Genomic DNA, 18,147 nt, shown 5'->3' with positions numbered 1-18,147 from the left:
CGATCAGTTGCTGTCAGTTGCGCGCGAAGTTGCGCTTGAAGGACCGGCCCACGCGCGCCTCGGCGTGATTGAAGACGCGATTCGAGATGCTGGTCATCAGCAGATACAGCGCGCCGCCCGCCACGAAAAACGTGAAGTACTGATGCGTGGAACCCGCCGCGATCTGACTCGCGCGCAGCAATTCGGCGAGACCGGTGACCGAGATCAGCGCCGAGTCTTTCAGGCTCAACTGCCAGACATTGCCGATGCCCGGCAACGCAAAACGCAGCACCTGCGGAATCAGAATGCGGCGCGCCATGGTCAGCACCGGCATGCCGATCGAGCGGGCCGCTTCGAGTTCGCCGCGCGACACCGCCTGCACTGCCGCCCGATACACCTCGGCCTGATACGCGCCGGAAATCATGCCGACCGCGAGCGCACCGATCACAAACGGCGGCACGCCGACGAACCCATCCGCGCCGAACCATTGGCCGACCGTCGTCACGAGCGCCGATCCGCCGAAATAGAACAGGTAGATGACGAGCAGTTCGGGCACGCCGCGAAACACCGTGGTGTAGAAGTCGCCGATCACGCGCAGCGTGCGAAAGCGCGACAGCTTGGCCGTTGCCACCAGTGCGCCGAACACGGCGCCGACCGCGAGCGCCGCGAGCGTCAGCGCGACCGTCATCAACGCGGCGAGCAGCAGAATGCCGCCCCACGCCTGCGGCCCGAAGCCGAACATTTCAATCAGAGCCATTGCCTCTCCTTCTTTCTTGACGACTGGACCCACCAGCCGGCGCGTGCCGGACCCAACCGGCCGTCACGCGCGTACCGCCTGCTTTTCACGCGGGGCGAATCAGGGCGTGACGTCGAGCTTGAACCACTTGTCGGAGAGCTTCTTGACCGTGCCGTCGGCGAGCGCGGCAGTAATCGCGGTGTCGAACTTCGCTTTCAGATCCGCGTCCTGTTTGCGGAAAGCGAGACCTTCGCCCGGTCCCCAGATCGGGCCGCCGAGCTTCGGACCCGCGACGGCGACCGACGCGTTGTCCTTGTTGTTGAGCGTGGCCGCGAAGTAGGTCACGTCGTCGAACGAGGCGTCGATGCGGCCGTTGGCCAGGTCGAGATCGCGCTCGGACGACGTCTTGTAGACGCGAATCGTGGCGACGTCCTTGAAGCTGTCGGTGATGAATTTGGTGTAGACGGTGCCCGCCTGCAGGCCGATCGTCTTGCCCTTCAGCTGCTTGCGCAGTGCGTCGACGGTGGGCTGGTCGGTCTTCGGATCACCGGTCAGCCTGATGGCGGCTGCGGTAGGCACAGCCTTCGGCAGCACCTTCGTGTCGGTTACCGCGAACGTGGCCGGCGTGGACGCGTAAGGCCGCGAGAACGCGATGATCTTTTCACGCTCCGGTGTGATGGAAATGGCGTCCATCAGCACGTCGAACTTGCCCATCTGCAGGCCGGGGATCATGCCGTCGAAGTCTTGCGACACGAGGTTGCACTGCAGCTTCGCGCGCTCGCAAAGATTGGCGACCAGTTCGGGCTCGAAGCCGCCGAGCTTGCCGCCCGGCAACGTCAGATTCCACGGCGCGTAGCCGCCTTCGAGGGCGATCGTCACGGTTTTCCAGTCCTTCGCCTGGGCCGGTGCCGCGACACTCGCCGCGAAGCCGAGCAGGACGCTCATCACTGCCGTTGCTGCCGTTCTGCGCTTCACTGTCACGTCAAACTCCCTTGATTGAGGAACCATCGAATTGAATTTTTGATCGCCGCACGTCTTGTATAGACAAGCTTGCACGATTCAAAAACGCATCGCAAGGGGGTTGACCGGAACTTGCCGCATTCATCGGGTAAGTCCCTATGAGTGGCTTTGTGTATGGCTCGACGAGGAACTACCGGTGAATGAAGGCCGTGTGAAAGCAACTCGACGCCCGTTGCGTACGAGTTACTTTGTCTAGACAGGTTGACTGAAGATGCGGTGGGAAGACGACTTGCGCAGAGCGGCGAGGCGTTACCAGATAAACGGAACAAAGCGGAAACGCACGCGCTTCATGTAGTCCGCGTAACCGTCGAGTTGCGCAGCGAGCACGCGCTCCTCACGCACGGCTCGCCAGCCGATCCCGGCCACCATCACGGGGACGAACGCGAGTCCGTACCATGAGCCGAGCAGCAACGGTGTGCCGATGAACAGCAACAGCCCGGCGCCATACATCGGATGACGGACCAGCGCATAAGGGCCGGTGTCGATCACCTTATGCCCGCGCCCCGTCTGGATCTTGACGACCGGCGCGGCATAGCTGTTCGCCTTGAACACGAAATGGCAGAAGAAGATGCACAGGAACACGCACAGCGAACCGAGGCTGACCAGCGCGACCGGCAACGGCGCGGACCAGCGAAAGCGCATTGCGTCGAGGCCCATCAGCACCAGCCAGCCGCACCAAACGAGCGCGACACCGGTCATGAAGATGCGGTCCCAGCGGCTTTGCTGGCTCTGCACAATGGGGGCGAGACGTTCGGCGAGCAGGCCGGGATCGTGCCGCGCGAGCCAGCAGCCGAGCCACAGACTCAAGCCGCCCACTTCGATCAGATACCACCACGCCGCCGGCCACGCGAACGTGCCCGCCGCGCCGAACAGCAAGCCGCCCATGGCGGTCAGCCAGAGCGCGGTTTGCAGAATGAGGCGCTTGATCATCGAAGATGGGTTGGGCGGTAGGTGTTATGCGGGCTGAACCGGCGCACTCACCCGCGTGAAAATTCCGGCGATGTCGATATCGCCGGAATTCAGACCGAATCGATCATGCAGACACGCAGCGAGTTCGTCAGCGCTCGCGATCTGCTGCTCGCTGAGCAACTCGCCGTCCGCTGCGCGTTCGCTCAGTTGATCGTTGAACAACGCGATACGCGATTCGGGCATCACGCGGCACACGATCAGCGTGCTCAGGAAAATCGAATCCGGCGCCGTCGACGTGTACCAGTTCGAGGTTTCGTAATCGATCCATTCGACCGGATGCAGATCGAAGCGATACACCCGCGCCCAGCTTTCGTCGCGAAGCTGCACTTCGAGATTGAGCGCATCGTGCGATGCGTCGGCGAGACGGAAGGTACCCAACGGCGTGTGCTGCGCGACGCCTGCCGTCAGGCGCAGCGGCGCGGTCAACGTCACGCTGCCGAAGCCGACATCGGCAATCCACGCATGGCCGCCGATGTCGATCCGCAGAACCATATGCGTGCGCGGCGGTACGGCGGCGTCGTCACGGCCCCACAACACGCGGGCGAGCAATGGCGTGACGCTGAACCCGAGTTGCGTCAGCACGTTGGCGAACAGCGCGTTCTGCTCGAAGCAATAGCCGCCCCGCCGTTCAGTCACGAGCTTCCGTTCGACGGACTCGAGGTCGAGCCGGACCGGCCGGCCGGTGAACGGATTCAGGTTCTCAAACGGAATCGCGCGGGGGTGCAGTTCGTGAATCGCCTGGAGGACTTCCAGCGTCGCCGCGCGCGGGCCGTCGTAGCCGATGCGGGCAAAGTAGTTTTCCAGATTGACTGTGTGTGACATCGGCATGATCCCGGCAGGTATTGGAATGGTGGGAATGAGGTCTCGCGTAGCCCCGGACACGTGCGTGCAGCGCAATGCGCGTGGCCGGGCCTGGCGGTTTCGGGACATGATCATAGCCGCTTTTTCTGTCGCCCCGATGCGCGCTGCGTCGGCCTGTTTTACGCACACGGAATACCCACGGCAAATTCATCCATTCACCGGCTATTGGGGATTACCCGGCCAATTCGATATCACACGACAGCGGCCTTATATCAGACCACACACCTTCCTTTTTATTACGCCGAGATTCGATTGGCATTACGTACAAATGCTCATTTACCGCAGTAGCTGAACAAAAGATTACATGTCAGTAATATTGATGCGAATCGTTCTCATTTGAGTTGACGATCCCAATCTGCCTGAGTACGATCCCGTCAAACTGCTGTCACGACTCCCTGTTCTCGCCTCGGGAGATGTTGGCAGCGAGCCGCGTGGCGAGGCACAAGTAAGTCGATACAACACAAATAAGGAATCCGATGAAGTTCGCCCAGCTCAATCGAGCCGCCGCTCAGGCGCATCCAGTTCGCGCATCGTCGTCTCATGACGGCGCAACGCGTCACACGCGTATTCCGTCCGCTCGTCGCGTCGCGCTTTGCACGGCGTTTGCATGGGCTTCGCTGACTGCGGGCGCCGCACTGGCCGAAGCCAATCCCGACGCGATCCCCGATTCGTCCGAGGCCGACCTGAAAATTCAGGCTACGCAGACGAATCAGTGGACCGGCTTCTGGAACCGCGAACAGATGCTCGGCGACATAGGCGGCCTGCGCCCGTGGCTCGGAAAATATGGCGTCACGTTCACGCTCACTGAAACGAGCGAATTGCTGGCGAACCTGCGCGGCGGTCTCGCGCGCGGCGCGGATTACGATGGCCTGACAACCGCCACGGTCCAGATGGACACGCAAAAAGCGTTCGGTTTGCCGGGCGGCCTGTTCAACGTCAGCGCGCTGCAGATTCACGGCGCGAACCTGAGCGCCAACAAGCTGGGCACGCTGAATACGGCAAGCGGTATCGAAGCCGACGACGCCACCCGTCTATGGGAATTGTGGTACCAGCAATCGTTCCTGAACAAACGCGTCGACGTGAAGATCGGTCAGCAAAGTATCGACCAGGAATTCATCACCAGCACGTACTCGGCGCTGTTCCTCAACACGATGTTCGGCTGGCCCGCGCTGCCGTCGTACGACATGCCGTCCGGCGGCCCGGCCTACCCGCTGTCGGGTCTCGGCGTGCGCGTGCGCGGCCAGATCACGCCTTCGTTGACCGCGCTGGCCGGGGTGTTCTCCGGCGATCCGCTCGGCAACAACCCGAACAACATGAGCGGCACCAACTTCAACCTGCACAACGGCGCGCTGTGGATCGGCGAGTTTCAATACTCGATCAACCAGCCCTCCGACGGTGAAATGGTCGGCATGGGCGGCGGCGGTTTGCCGGGTACGTACAAGCTCGGCGTCTGGTACAACACGAACCAGTTCGCGGACCAGCGCTACGACACGCTCGGGTTGTCGCTGGCGAATCCGGCGTCGAACGGGATTGCCGCTAACCATAGCGGCAACTACAGTATTTACGCGGTCGCGGACCAGATGATCTGGCGGCCGGACCCCGACGAACCGCGCAGCCTCGGCGTCTTCGCCCGCGTGATGGGCGCGCCGAACGACCGCAACCTGGTGAGCTACGCAGCCAACCTGGGCCTCGTGCTGAAGGCGCCGTTCAAAGGCCGCGACGACGACAGCGCGGGCATTGCGCTCACGTACATCAAGGTCAGTAATCGCGTGAAGGGACTCGATCAGGATGCCCAGGCATTCAGCGGCGGTCCGTATGGTGTGCGCACCAGCGAAACCGTGCTGGAAGCGACCTATCAGTACGCGATCAATCCGTGGTGGCAAGTGCAGGCCGATGCGCAGTACACGTTTAATGCAGGCGCGGGACAGAATCCGAACGACCCTACGCAGCCGTTGCGAAATACCTTTGTTATCGGCGTACGGACTAATATCAATTTCTGATGCGATACGCGTCCGACTCCCATTCCGGTTCGAACGCGGTCACCCAATCAAATCAAAAAGCTTTCGACATGACTTCACTCCCCGATTTTTGCGCATGCACGGAGACCCAATCGTGAACCATTCCACGCGCAAATTTTCGCCCGGCACCCGCGTCGCGCGCGGCTTCGTGAGAAACTTGCTGGCACTCGCAACCGGCGTCGCCGCTTTCGCGACGTTCGGCACCGCGCAGGCCGAGCCGCAAGGTTTCCTCGAAACCATCAAGCACCACACCACGCTGATCAACACCGTGCCCGATAACGGCGACCAGAATCCGTACGCGGTGGTCGTCGCGCCGGTCACGGCCGGCACCGTCAAACAGGGCGACGTGCTGATCGGCAACTTCAATAACTCGACCAATCTGCAGGGCACCGGCAGCACGATCATCAACTATCGTCCCGATACGAAGCAGATGTCCGTGTTCGCCACCGTGCCGCGCGATCTGAAAGAGTGTCCGGGCGGCATCGGCCTGTCCACCGCGATGACGATGCTGAAGTCCGGCTACGTGATCGTCGGCAGCACGCCGAGCAACGACGGCACGACCGGCACCAAGGGCGCGGGCTGCCTGATCGTGCTCGACTCGCAGGGCAGGGTGGTATCGACCATCAGCAGCCCGAACATCAACGATCCGTGGGGCAACATGGCGGTCGTCGACAACGGCACCAGCGCGACGCTGTTCGTCAGCAACGCGGGCTTCGGCGTCGGTGGCGCGGACGGCGTGCCGCCGGTGTTCAAGCAGGCGACCGTGCTGCGTCTCGATCTCGACATCCCGGCCGGCAAGCCACCGGTCGTGAAGAGCGAAACGGTGGTCGGCAGCGGCTTCGGCGCGCAGGCGGACAAGGGCGTGTTCCTCGTCGGCCCGACCGGCCTCGCGCTGTCGAACGATCAGAAACTGCTGTTCGTGTCCGACGCGATCGGCAACCGCATCACCGAAATCGACGAGCCGATGACGCGCGACACGAGCGCGGGCGTAGGCCGTCAACTCACCGCCGACGGTCTGCTGCACCGCCCACTCGCGATGGTCACCGCGCCTAACGGCCACCTGCTCGTGACCAACGCGCTGAACGGCCAGATCGTCGAAATCGACCCGGCCACCGGCAAGCAGATCTACGCGCGCTGGATCGACACGGACAAAGCGCAATCGCCCCCGGGCAACGGCGACCTGTTCGGTCTCGCGATGACGCCCGAAGGCGACGGCTTCTACTACGTGCAGGACGACGTCAACACGCTGGTGCTCGCGAAGTAGCGCCCATCTTGCGAAGTCAGTTGAAGCAGAAGGTGAAGATGAAAAAGAAGGTGAAGTAACCATGGCAAACGACCAACCGCCGCGCCCGTCACGGCGCGGTTTTCTGAAGGCGGGCGGTGCGGCGGTAGCAGCCGGGGCAAGTCTCGGCGCGGGACTCGCCGCGTCGCCGGACGCACTGGCAGCCCAGGCCGCGCAACTGAAATCGCACGCGCAGGCCGCCGATCCGCAACTCGCCGTCGAACCGTTTTTCGGCCCGCATCAGGCGGGCATCGTCACGCCGCAGCAGAGCCACACGTACGTGGCCGCGCTCGATCTGACCACCGATAAACGCGACGACGTGATCGCGCTGCTGCGCAGCTGGACCTATGCAGCCGCTCGCCTGACGCAAGGGGGCACGGCCGCGGCATTGCCGACCGGCGACGCCGGCGACAGCAAGCCCGCGCCCGATTCCGGCGACGTGCTGGGCCTCGGCCCGAACGGTCTGACGATCACCTTCGGTTTCGGCCCCGGCCTCTTCACGAAAGACGGCAAGGACCGCTACGGCCTCGCCGCGCGCCGCCCTGCCGCGCTCGTCGATCTGCCGCGTTTTAACGGCGATCAGCTGATCCCCGAAAAGACCGGCGGCGATATCTACATCCAGGCTTGCGCGAACGATCAGCAGGTCGCGTTTCACGCGGTCCGGCAGTTGTCGCGCCTCGCTTACGGCACCGCCGCGATGCGCTGGGGCCAGTCCGGTTTCCTGTCGGGTCCGCGCGGTCAGACGCCGCGCAATCTGATGGGTTTCAAGGACGGCACCAACAACCCGTCCACCGCGAAACCGGACCTGATGAAAGAGTTCGTGTGGGCCGGCGCCAGCGCCGACGCGCCGTGGATGGAAGGCGGCACCTACACCGTCGTGCGCCGTATCCGCATCACGCTCGAGCACTGGGACAACATGGAACTCGGCTTCCAGGAACAGGTGTTCGGGCGTCACAAGTACAGCGGCGCGCCGATCGGCAAGAAGAGCGAATTCGACGCCGTGGACCTGAAGGAAGAAGACAAGGACGGCAATCCGGTAATCCCGGAAAACTCGCACGTGCGTCTGTCGAATCAGGCGAGCAACGACGGTGCGCAGATTCTGCGCCGCTCGTATTCGTATAACGACGGCACAAACTTCTACATCGAGCGCTGGCCGCCATGGCGTCAGGAGACGGAGTACGACGCGGGGCTGATTTTCATCGCGCACCAGAGCGACCCGCGCACCGGCTTCATTCCGATCAACAACCGGCTCGCGAAGTTCGACATGATGAACCAGTTCACGACTCACGTCGGCAGTGCGATCTTCGCGGTGCCGCCGGGGGCGAAGCCGGGTTCGTATATCGGCGCGGGGCTGTTCGAGACGTAATACGCGCGTGCTATAAGCACCGCAGATTTACCAACAACCAATCACCATCACAACGGACGTCTGGAACATGGCTTATTCCTGGTTTGGCAGCCGCCTGCGTACTCTGAGCAGCGCGGCCGCGCTCTCGCTGACCGCTCTCGCGACGATGCCGTCGGCGGCTCACGCCGACTCGATCACGCTGTACAACGCGCAGCACGAGCAGGTCGTGAATCTGCTCGCGAAAGACTTCGAAAAGCAGTCGGGCATTTCGGTGAAGATCCGCAACGGCGAAGGCCCGGCGATGGCCGCGCAGATCGTCGCGGAAGGCCCGGCGACACCCGCCGATGTGTACTTCACGGAAAACTCGCCGGAGTTGATGCTGCTCGAAGAAAAGGGGCTGCTGAACAAGGTGGATAGCGCAACGCTCGCCACGGTGCCGACGCGTTTCAGTTCGCCGAGCGGTGCATGGGTCGCGGTGACCGCACGTGAAAACGTGCTCGCGTACAACACGACGAAGCTGCAGCCGTCGCAACTGCCGCAATCGCTGTTCGATCTCGCGAAGCCGGAGTGGAAAGGCAAGATCGGCATTGCACCGAGCGATGGCGATTTCCTGCCGCTCGTCTCAGCCGTGCTCGCGCTGAAAGGCGAAGCGCAAACCGTGCAATGGCTCAAGGGCCTGAAAGCCAACGCGCAGATTTTCGACGACGACGAAGGCGTAGTGGCCGCAGTGAATCGCGGCGGCGTCGCGACGGGCCTGATCAACAACTACTACTGGGCGCGTCTGCATGCCGAAATCGGCGACGGCAAAACCCGTAGCGCGATCTATCACTTCGGCAACGGCGACGCCGGCGCACTCGTGAACGTGTCGGGCGCAGCGGTGCTGAAGTCCGCGCATAACCCGGCAGGCGGGCAGAAATTCCTCGCCTATCTCGTCAGCGATCGCGCGCAACAGTTGATGGCGAACAGCCACGTGATGTTCGAATATCCGCTGCACGCGGGCGTCGCGCCGGACCCGATCCTCAAGCCGCTGGCCGACCTGAGCCCGCCGTCGCTGACGATCGAGCAACTCGGTGACGACAGCCAGGCCGGCAAGCTGCTGCGCCAGGCCGGTCTGCTGTAAATGAGCGAAGCCCTGTCAGCCGCTCCGGCGGCTGCTCCAGCCGTCCCGGCGCGCACCCGTTTGCGCGCGCCGCGCGGTCTGTTCGCGGCAGCAGCACTCAGCGCTTTGCTGGTGTTGCTGCCGATTGCGTTTACGTTCTGGCGCGCGGCGAGCTTCGGCGTCGGCGAGGCGGTCGATCTGATTGTCCGGCCGCTGGTCGGCGAGTTGCTAGTCAATACGGTGCTGATTACAGTCGCCACCACGCTGGTTTGCGCGGTGGTCGGGACGGCCGCCGCGTGGTTCGTCGAACGTACGCATTTGCCGGGACGCCGCGCGTGGGCCGTGCTCAGCGCCGCCCCGCTCGCGATGCCCGCGTTTATTTCGAGCTATGCGTGGGTGTCGCTCAGCGAGGATCTGCAGGATTTCAACGGCGCGTTGCTGGTGCTGAGTTGCGCGTATTTCCCGCTCGTTTATCTGCCGGTGGCCGCCGCTTTGCGCGGCATGGACCCGGCGCTCGAAGAAAGTGCGCGCGCGCTCGGCTGCAACCGCTGGACCAGTTTCGTTCGCGTGGTGCTGCCGCAATTGCGCCCCGCGCTGCTCGGCGGAATGCTGCTGGTGGCGCTCGGCGTGCTGTCCGAATTCGGCGCCTTCACGCTGCTGCGTTTTCGCACCTTCACCACGCAGATTTACGCGGAATTCCGCACCAGTTTCGACGGCGGCGGCGCTTCGCTGCTCGCGTGCCTGCTGATCGTGATCTGTCTGATCGTGCTTGCGTTCGAGTTTCGGGTACGCGGTGCGGCGCGCTATGAACGCGTCGATCGCGGCACGCGGCGCGCGGTACTTCGCTACGAACTCGGCGCGTGGCGCTGGGTCGTGGTCGCCGGTTTTGCGCTGCTCACCCTCACCACGCTAGGCGTGCCGCTCGGCATGATCGGTTACTGGCTCACCCAGCCGGGCGCGGCCGCGGTCACGCCCGCCGATGTGTCGCCCGAACTGCTGTTAAACGCCACTCTGTCGTCGCTCGGCTTCGGTCTTGCGGCCGCGCTGCTGACCACGCTGCTGGTGGTGCCGCTCGCGTTCCTTCTGGTGCGCTATCCGACGCGTTTCGCGACGCTGTTCGAGCGCACCGTGTTTCTCGCGCAGGGCGTGCCGGGGCTGGTGATCGCACTGGCTATCGTGTCGCTCGCGGTGCATGCGCTGCAGCCGTTGTATCAGAGCGCGACGCTGCTGGTGGTCGCGTACGCGATGCTGTTCATGCCGCTTGCGCTGGTCAGCGTGCGCGCCGCTTTCATGCAGGCTCAGCCGCGACTCGAGGAAACCGCGCGCGCGCTCGGTCTCAGCTGGTCGCAAACCCTGTTTCGCGTGATGCTGCCGCTCGCCGGTCCCGGACTCGGCGCTGCGGCGGCGATGGTGTTCATCTCGGTGGTCACCGAACTGAATGCGACACTGCTGCTGTCGCCACTCGATACGCAGACGCTCGCGACTCAGGTATGGGCCGATACATCCACGATGGCGTTCGCTGCCGCCGCGCCCTACGCAGCGTTGTTGACCGGCATTTCGCTGTTCGCGTCGGGGCTGCTGTTTGCGTTGCTGGGACGCTCGGCCTTGCTCGGTGAACGCGGATGACGAAGCCTATCCAATGACTCCAACGAGGCCGGTGCGAGCCGCCTTCACGCACTGCCTCTGCGCAACCATCGCGACCCACCCGCCCGCCCCCGTCCATCACGCGCTTTAATCATCGGAAATTCATGAGCGAACTTCGTATCCGCGGACTGCAAAAATCGTTCGACGGTGTGCCCGTGCTGCACGGTATCGATCTGTCCGTCGAACGCGGCACGCTGCTCGCGCTGCTCGGTCCGTCGGGCAGCGGCAAGACCACGTTGCTGCGTCTGCTGTGCGGCTTCGAACGCGCGGATAGCGGCAGCGTCGAGATCGACGGCCAGCGCGTGGCGGGCGACAACCTGCACGTGCCGTCCGAGCAGCGCCGCATCGGTTATGTGCCACAGGAAGGCGCGCTGTTTCCGCATCTGTCGGTCGCGGACAATATCGTGTTCGGCCTGCCGCGTTCGCAACGGCGCGCACGGCATCGGGTCGCGGAATTGCTCGAACTGGTCGGCCTGCCCGCTAACTTCGGCGAGCGCGCGCCGCAGCAGTTGTCGGGCGGACAGCAGCAGCGTGTGGCGTTGGCGCGCGCGCTGGCGCCGTCGCCGACCCTCGTGATGCTCGACGAGCCCTTTTCCTCGCTCGACGCCGCATTGCGGCTCGAAACCCGCCAGGCGGTAGCGAGCGCATTGGCCGCAACGGGCGCGACGGCGGTGCTGGTCACACACGATCAATCCGAGGCGCTGTCGCTCGGACATGAAGTCGCCGTGCTGTGGAACGGCCGGCTGATCCAGACCGCGACGCCCGAGACGCTGTACCAGCGGCCGGTAACGCCGGAGCTGGCATCGTTTGTCGGCGAGGCGGTGCTGTTGCCAGGCGTGGTCGTGCAGGATCGCGCGCGCTGCGAACTCGGCGAGTTGCCGCTGGCCGCGCCGATGAACGACGGCGCGGTCGACGTGATGCTGCGACCTGAGCAGATTCGCGTACTGCGCGACGGCGAAGCATCGATGAACGGCACGGCCGCCTACGACGCCGTGGTCACCGGCGTCACCTTCCAGGGGCAGGACGCAGGCGTCGTGCTGCAACTGCAATCCGCCGCGCGGACGATGGTGCGCGCACGCGTGCCGGGGTATCTGTGCCCGAGGCCCGGCGAGCAGGTGCGGCTTGCGGTGGACGGCAACGTGACCGCCTATCCACGCGGATAAAACGCGGAGCGAAGGTCGCCGATCAGAGTCCGGAATTCGCGGCGCTCAGCACGCGCGAGGCGGCTGACCGGTGAGCCATCTGCACCGCCCTGCTCTTTCTGCTAACCCACGCCCTTCGCCCCTCGCAACGACAGGTCCTGCATCATCTGCGCGGCCAGATAATCGCAGGTCGGACGATCCGATTTCGCACTCCGCGCCACCACGATTTCCAGCGGCTCGATTTTCGGCAGGCCCTGCGCTTCGCCGAGAATCGCGAGGCGCGGCGGCACGCTGCAACGCGTCAGCGCGACCACCGACAAGCCCGCATCGACGGTCGCGACCAGGCCCATCAGACTGGCGCTGCTGAACGCGGCGCGATAGCGGATGCGCGCGCCATCCAGTGCCGCCAGCGTATGCTGACGCGCGACACAGCCCGGCTCGTACAGCCCGACCGGTAACGGCGACACCGCCAGCACCGGCGTATCCACCGACGCCCCCGCCCACACCATCGGCTCACTGCGCACGAATTCGCCGCGCAGCTTGCGGTCGCGCGTGACGAAAGCGAGATCGATCTTGTTGTCCGCCAGCATCGGTGCGAGCGACGTGCTCTGCGCGCAGACGATCTCGATCTCGACATGCGGATACAGATTCGAAAAGCGCCGCAACACCGGCGACAGCAGCGACGACACGTAATCGTCCGGTGCGCCGAGCACCACGCGTCCGGTCACTTCGGGCCGCACGATCGCCGACCACGCTTCCTCGTGCAGCGCCAGCACGCGCCGGGCGTATTCGAGCAGCGTATTGCCTGGCCGCGTCAGCGAAAGACTGCGCGTGCTGCGCGCGAAAAGCGTCGTGCCGAGCATGGCTTCGAGCCGCTTGATCTGCATGCTGACCGCCGCCTGCGACCGGTAAACGGTCGTCGCCGCCTTCGTGAAGCTGCCCGTTTCCACCACCGCGACGAAAGTGCGCAATAGATCGACGTCGAATTCGGGGTGCATGATTTATCAATCCAGCTTATGGAATTTCTCAATTTAATTCGTTTGTAGCGACCCGGCAAGCCGCGCAATACTCCGCACATCACTTCACGGAGCCGTTTCGCATGTCCCTCACCTCACGTCAACAGGGCGCCATCACGCTCGCCAGCGGCGGGCTTCTGATGGGCACGATCGGTGTTTTCGTCGAGGAAGCGCGGCTCGGCGCGCTGACGCTGGTGTTCTTCCGCTGCCTGTTCGGTTTTATGTCGCTGGCCGCGTATTGCGCGTGGAAAGGCTATTTCACGCGAGCGCATTTCACGCGACGCACCATCGTGCTCGCGCTGATCTCCGGCGTGCTGATGGTCACGCAGTGGGTCGGTTTCTTCGACGCGATTCATCGCACGAGTATTGCGGTGGCGACGGTCGTGTTTCATGTGCAGCCGTTCTGGGTCGTGCTGATCGGCGCGGCGCTTTTCAACGAGCGTCTGGGGATGGACCGGCTCGGCTGGATCGCGACGGCGTTCGTCGGTCTGGTGCTCGCGTCGGGCGTCGCGGCCACCGACAACTGGCAGGGCCATTCGGGTTATCTGATCGGGATCGGCGAGGCATTGCTCGGCTCGCTGCTGTACGCAACCGTCACGCTGATCGCCAAAGGACTCGGCGAATTGCGGCCGCATCTGCTGGCGCTCGTGCAGTGCGCGGTCGGCGTGGTGTGCCTGCCGTTCATCGCACCGCTAACCGCCGTGCATATCGGCCCGATGCAGTGGTTCTGGCTGGTCGGCATGGGCGTGCTACATACGGGGCTGTCGTATGTGCTGATCTACGGCGCGCTGCCCAAGCTCACCACGCCGGTGATTGCCGTGCTGCTGTTCGTGTATCCGCTGACGGCGATCGTCGTGGATGCGGTGGTGTACGGCCGCGCGCTGTCGATGCCGCAACTCGCGGGCATGGCGCTGATCGTGGTCGCGAGTCTGGGGGTGAATCTCGGCTGGCCGCTGTTGTCTTTGCTGCGCTCCGGCACGCGGACGCGGCGGCATGCGGATTGAAATGCTGACTGAAGCGCGGGCGCGGCGCACGTCGTAACGTGTGCAACCGCGCCCGCGCCCTTCAAACAATCGACTTCACTGCGGCAACACTTCGCCCTTCGTTTCCGGCGCGAACGGAATCACGAACAGGCCGACGACGAACGCAATCGCCGTCAACGCGACCGGTACGCCGAGCGTATGCATATGCAGCACCGCCGCGCCGAGCAGGAAGTTCACGCCCGCGCCGACAAACCGTCCGAACGACGTGCAGAACGCAAACGCCGTCGCGCGAACCCGGGTTTCGAACTGCTCCGGCAGCCACAGGCTGAACAGCGCGAAATTGCCGCCGAAGAATCCCAGCACGCACAGCCACGCGATAAACGGCCCGAGCCCGTTAGGCAGATAGAACGCCCAGCCGAAACTGCCGACGATCGACACCGCCATCCCCGCGAAATAAATCGCCAGCGTCTTCTTTCTGCCGATGCGCTCGGCGATCGGCGGCAACGCGAGGCAACCGAGAATGGTCGCGATCGACAGCAATCCAGTTGCCAGCGACGCCGTTCTGATCGCATCGGCCTTGCCCATGCCCGCGCGGGTCGCCAGTTGAATCACCGCGGTCGGCTCGTACACCGCGCCGGCCCACAGGCCGATGATCGCAATCGTCAACAGAATGCACGCGACCCAGGTGCGGCGCCGGTACATCGGCCCGAGAATCTCACGTAACGGCTTGCTTTGGACCGTGCGCGCTTCGGCCTTCTGCCACTTCTCCGGCTCCTTCACGCGCAGCAGGATCAGGATCGCGACCACGACCGGAATCGCGCCGGTCAGGAACATCGCGCGCCAGCCAAAGTGCACGCCGATCGTGTAATTGAGCGCCGCCGCGAGAAAGAAGCCCGCGTAATAACCCGTCTGCAGATAACCCGCGCCCATCTTGCGCCGGTCCTCCGGCCACGCTTCGGCCACATAGGTCCCGGCCAGCGCCCACTCGCCGCCGATCCCCACCCCCGCAATGAAGCGGTAGATGCCGAGTTCCCACACGTTCGTCGAGGTCGCGGCGAGTCCCGTGAAAATCGCAAACGTGAAGATGGTGCCGGCCAGCACCTTGGTGCGTCCGAACCGGTCGGCGAGCGGCCCCCAGATGAACGACAGCCCCCACCCCACGAGAAACAGCGCGAACAGGATCGACCCGGCCAGCCCGACGTTCTGGGGCGTGGCCGCAAAACCCGAGCGCGGCAGTAGTTCGGTCAAGGCCGGTGCGAGGACCAGCGCATAGATGAACGAGTCCATGCCATCGAGCGTCCAGCCGGCCCACGCCCCCCAAAATCCTACGATCTGCGAACGATTGAGCGGCGTTCGACGCCGCGCGACCGTCGAGCGGTCGGTTAATGAACTCATCGTGCTCCTCCAGCCCTACAGTTGACTGACGCAATGGAAACAACAGAACGACGTACGGCTTACGATCAAAAGCGCCTTCCCTTACAACCGCCGAAAGGCCACGCAACAGGCGGCCGGACGAAAATTTTTGCGGGTTTGTGCTGACTTAATTGGCGTCTTTTTATATATAATATTTAATATCATGAGCGACGCAATAGATGGTTTTCCCCTGGACGCCCCGGCACGCAACCCGCTTCTGCCGGCTGCGCCGCCGCGCGAGAGCACGTCCCGCGTGATCGCGGAGGCGTTGCGCGCGGCGATTGTCGATGGCACGCTGGCGCCCGGCGCGCCGCTGCGGCAGGACGCAATTGCGCGGCACTTCTCGGTCAGCGCGATTCCCGTGCGCGAGGCGCTGCGCCAGCTCGAAAGCGAAGGCTGGGCGCGCGCCGCCGTGCATAAAGGCGCAACGGTCGCGCCTTTATCGGCGGACGAAGCGCGCGAAATCTACGAGATCCGTTCCGCGCTCGAAAGCCTCGCCCTTGGCCTTGCCATTCCCAATCACAGCGCGGCGACGCTGCGCGAATGCGCCGCGCTGTGCCGCGCCGCCGAGCGCGAAGCGAACCCGTCGTTATATGTCGAGCGCAATGCCGCATTCCATATGAGCCTGTATGCACCGGCCGGGCGTCCGCAACTCGCGGACATGATCGGCATGCTGCATCGGCGCGGCGAAAGATACTTGCGGCTCAAGTTCGGCTTGCCGTCGTATAAGGGCGAGTCAGACAATGAACATGCCGCGCTGCTCGACGCTGTGGAACGCCGCGACATTCCTGCCGCACAATCGCTGGTCGTCGCGCATCTGCTCGGCACCGGCGACCTGCTCCATCGTTTCCTGACCGAACGCGCGCAAGCTGAAACCGCGCTTGCGAATCAACCGAAGCCGCGCGGCCGACGTCCGCGCAACACCACCGGGAGCTGATTGAGCCGATGACTGCAACGACGAATAAGCCGATGAACCGTCCCGCCAAAGCCGCTGCGCCGCCCTCATCTTCCCGCTCATGGACCACCCGTCGCGACGAAAAAAATCGTCGCCTCGCGGCCATCGCGCCCTGGCTGGAAGACGGCGTGCTGCCGCCACACCGCATCGTCGATGCACTCGAAACGCTGATCCAGCCAGGCGACCGCGTCGCGCTCGAAGGTGACAACCAGAAGCAGGCCGACTTCCTGTCTCGCTCGTTCGCGAAGGTCGATCCGCAGAAGATTCACGACGTGCATCTGCTGATTTCGAGCATTGGGCGTCCTGAGCATCTGACGCTGTTCGAGCGCGGTATCGCGCACAAGGTCGATTTTTCGTTCGCGGGCACGCAGAGCTTGCGGGTCGCGCAATTGCTCGAAGACGGCCAGCTCGAAATCGGCGCGATCTATACGTACGTCGAACTATATGCACGCATGTTCGTCGACCTGACGCCGCACGTCGCGCTGCTGTGCGCGGAAAAGGCCGACCGTCACGGCAATCTGTACACCGGCCCGAATACCGAAGACACCCCGACCATCGCCGAAGCCGCCGCGTTCCGGCATGGCATCGTGATCGTGCAGGTCAACGAGATCGTCGACGAACTGCCGCGCGTCGATATCCCCGGTTCGTGGGTCGACGTGGTCGTGCAGGCCGACCGGCCGTTCGCCGTCGAACCGCTGTTCACGCGCGATCCGCGTCATATCGGCGACCTTCAGGTGCTCACCGCGATGATGGTGATTCGCGGCATCTACGAGCCGTATGGCGTGACATCGCTGAATCACGGCATCGGCTTCGACACGGCGGCGATCGAATTGCTGCTGCCTACTTATGGCGAATCGCTCGGCCTGAAGGGCAAGATCTGCCGCAACTGGACGCTGAATCCGCATCCCACGATGATTCCCGCAATCGAATCCGGTTGGGTCGACAGCATCCATTGCTTCGGCAGCGAGGTCGGCATGGAGGCGTATATCGAGGCGCGGCCCGACGTGTTCTTCACCGGCAACGACGGCAGCCTGCGCTCGAACCGCGTGCTGTGCCAACTGGCCGGGCAATACGGCGTCGATCTGTTCATCGGCTCGACCTTGCAGATCGATGCGGACGCGAATTCATCCACGGTCACACGCGGGCGGCTCGCCGGTTTCGGCGGTGCGCCGAACATGGGTCACGATCCACGCGGACGGCGTCATTCGAGCGAAGCGTGGCTCAAGCTGCTGCGCGATCAGGGCCCGGTATCGCGCGGCCAGAAGCTGGTCGTGCAGATGGCCGAGACGTACAAGAAAGGCGGCGAGCCGACCTTTGTCGATGAACTCGATGCGGTCGCGGTCGGCGCGAAAAGCGGCATGCCGATCGCGCCGGTCATGATCTACGGCGACGATGTGAGCCATGTCGTCACCGAAGAAGGCATCGCGCATCTGCACAAGGCCGAAGGCATCGACGAGCGACGCGCGGCCATCGCCGCCGTGGCCGGCGTGACGCCGATCGGCTTGCGCGCGAAGCCGGAGAAAACAGCGGAGTTGCGTCGGCGCGGCATCGTCGCATACCCCGAAGACCTCGGTATCCGGCGCGGTGAAGCGAAGCGGTCGCTGCTGGCTGCGCGCAGCATCGACGATCTGGTCACGTGGTCAGGCGGTTTGTACGCGCCGCCGGCACGCTTCAGGAGCTGGTAA

Annotated in this window: 15 protein-coding genes; 9 read left to right on the top strand and 6 right to left on the bottom strand. The window is 64.0% G+C overall.

Going from position 1 to position 18,147, the window contains the following annotated elements; genetic code table 11:
• Window positions 1-13 precede the first annotated feature (13 nt).
• The 4 genes from BLS41_RS20315 to BLS41_RS20300 all read right to left on the bottom strand — a co-directional run bounded on the left by BLS41_RS20315 (window position 14) and on the right by BLS41_RS20300 (window position 3,526).
• Window positions 14-736 carry an ABC transporter permease gene (locus BLS41_RS20315; protein WP_074768064.1) on the bottom strand — a complete coding sequence of 241 codons (723 nt, stop codon included), beginning with the start codon at window positions 734-736 and terminating at the stop codon, window positions 14-16.
• Between the two features lie 99 nt (window positions 737-835).
• Entirely contained in the window at window positions 836-1,660 is an 825-nt protein-coding gene (locus tag BLS41_RS20310; protein WP_429253393.1) for a transporter substrate-binding domain-containing protein, read from the bottom strand.
• A gap of 324 nt (window positions 1,661-1,984) precedes the next feature.
• The gene (locus tag BLS41_RS20305; RefSeq protein ID WP_074768060.1) at window positions 1,985-2,665 is read right to left on the bottom strand and encodes a methyltransferase family protein; all 681 of its coding nucleotides are present in this window, start codon (window positions 2,663-2,665) and stop codon (window positions 1,985-1,987) included.
• Between the two features lie 24 nt (window positions 2,666-2,689).
• Complete coding sequence (locus BLS41_RS20300) at window positions 2,690-3,526, bottom strand: arylamine N-acetyltransferase family protein (protein WP_074771071.1); 837 nt, start codon at window positions 3,524-3,526, stop codon at window positions 2,690-2,692.
• 515 nt (window positions 3,527-4,041) lie between these two features.
• Between BLS41_RS20300 and BLS41_RS20295 the strand changes: the two genes are divergently transcribed.
• The 6 genes from BLS41_RS20295 to BLS41_RS20270 all read left to right on the top strand — a co-directional run bounded on the left by BLS41_RS20295 (window position 4,042) and on the right by BLS41_RS20270 (window position 12,116).
• A complete protein-coding gene (locus tag BLS41_RS20295) occupies window positions 4,042-5,565 on the top strand; it encodes a carbohydrate porin (RefSeq protein ID WP_074768058.1) in 1,524 nt (507 codons plus the stop codon).
• 112 nt (window positions 5,566-5,677) lie between these two features.
• Window positions 5,678-6,847, top strand: coding sequence for an NHL repeat-containing protein (locus tag BLS41_RS20290; protein WP_143026325.1), 1,170 nt, complete (start codon window positions 5,678-5,680; stop codon window positions 6,845-6,847).
• Window positions 6,848-6,908: 61 nt separating this feature from the next.
• Window positions 6,909-8,231: an iron uptake transporter deferrochelatase/peroxidase subunit gene (gene efeB / locus BLS41_RS20285; RefSeq protein WP_074768056.1), complete on the top strand. Its 1,323-nt coding sequence runs from the start codon at window positions 6,909-6,911 to the stop codon at window positions 8,229-8,231.
• A 67-nt stretch (window positions 8,232-8,298) separates the two neighbouring features.
• Window positions 8,299-9,330, top strand: coding sequence for an iron ABC transporter substrate-binding protein (locus BLS41_RS20280; RefSeq protein WP_074768054.1), 1,032 nt, complete (start codon window positions 8,299-8,301; stop codon window positions 9,328-9,330).
• Complete coding sequence (locus tag BLS41_RS20275; RefSeq protein ID WP_074768052.1) at window positions 9,331-10,935, top strand: ABC transporter permease; 1,605 nt, start codon at window positions 9,331-9,333, stop codon at window positions 10,933-10,935.
• Between the two features lie 122 nt (window positions 10,936-11,057).
• Entirely contained in the window at window positions 11,058-12,116 is a 1,059-nt protein-coding gene (locus BLS41_RS20270; RefSeq protein ID WP_074768050.1) for an ABC transporter ATP-binding protein, read from the top strand.
• A 101-nt stretch (window positions 12,117-12,217) separates the two neighbouring features.
• Here BLS41_RS20270 and BLS41_RS20265 read toward each other — a convergent pair whose 3' ends face one another.
• The gene (locus BLS41_RS20265; protein WP_074768048.1) at window positions 12,218-13,093 is read right to left on the bottom strand and encodes a LysR family transcriptional regulator; all 876 of its coding nucleotides are present in this window, start codon (window positions 13,091-13,093) and stop codon (window positions 12,218-12,220) included.
• Between the two features lie 101 nt (window positions 13,094-13,194).
• On the opposite strand from BLS41_RS20265, the gene BLS41_RS20260 reads away from it, so the two are divergent.
• Window positions 13,195-14,115: a DMT family transporter gene (locus tag BLS41_RS20260; RefSeq protein WP_074768046.1), complete on the top strand. Its 921-nt coding sequence runs from the start codon at window positions 13,195-13,197 to the stop codon at window positions 14,113-14,115.
• 75 nt (window positions 14,116-14,190) lie between these two features.
• Here BLS41_RS20260 and BLS41_RS20255 read toward each other — a convergent pair whose 3' ends face one another.
• Window positions 14,191-15,489: an MFS transporter gene (locus BLS41_RS20255; protein WP_074768044.1), complete on the bottom strand. Its 1,299-nt coding sequence runs from the start codon at window positions 15,487-15,489 to the stop codon at window positions 14,191-14,193.
• Between the two features lie 181 nt (window positions 15,490-15,670).
• Here BLS41_RS20255 and BLS41_RS20250 point away from each other — a divergent pair, with 181 nt between their 5' ends.
• Together BLS41_RS20250 and mdcA are read left to right on the top strand one after the other, a co-directional pair.
• Complete coding sequence (locus tag BLS41_RS20250; protein WP_074768042.1) at window positions 15,671-16,444, top strand: GntR family transcriptional regulator; 774 nt, start codon at window positions 15,671-15,673, stop codon at window positions 16,442-16,444.
• Between the two features lie 32 nt (window positions 16,445-16,476).
• The gene (mdcA, locus tag BLS41_RS20245; protein WP_074771069.1) at window positions 16,477-18,147 is read left to right on the top strand and encodes a malonate decarboxylase subunit alpha; all 1,671 of its coding nucleotides are present in this window, start codon (window positions 16,477-16,479) and stop codon (window positions 18,145-18,147) included.

Origin of the sequence: Paraburkholderia fungorum, from assembly GCF_900099835.1 — a bacterium.
Lineage (GTDB): Bacteria > Pseudomonadota > Gammaproteobacteria > Burkholderiales > Burkholderiaceae > Paraburkholderia > Paraburkholderia fungorum_A.
The sequence above is the reverse complement of the archived record's forward strand: the minus strand, read 5'-3'. Positions and strand labels throughout refer to the sequence as shown.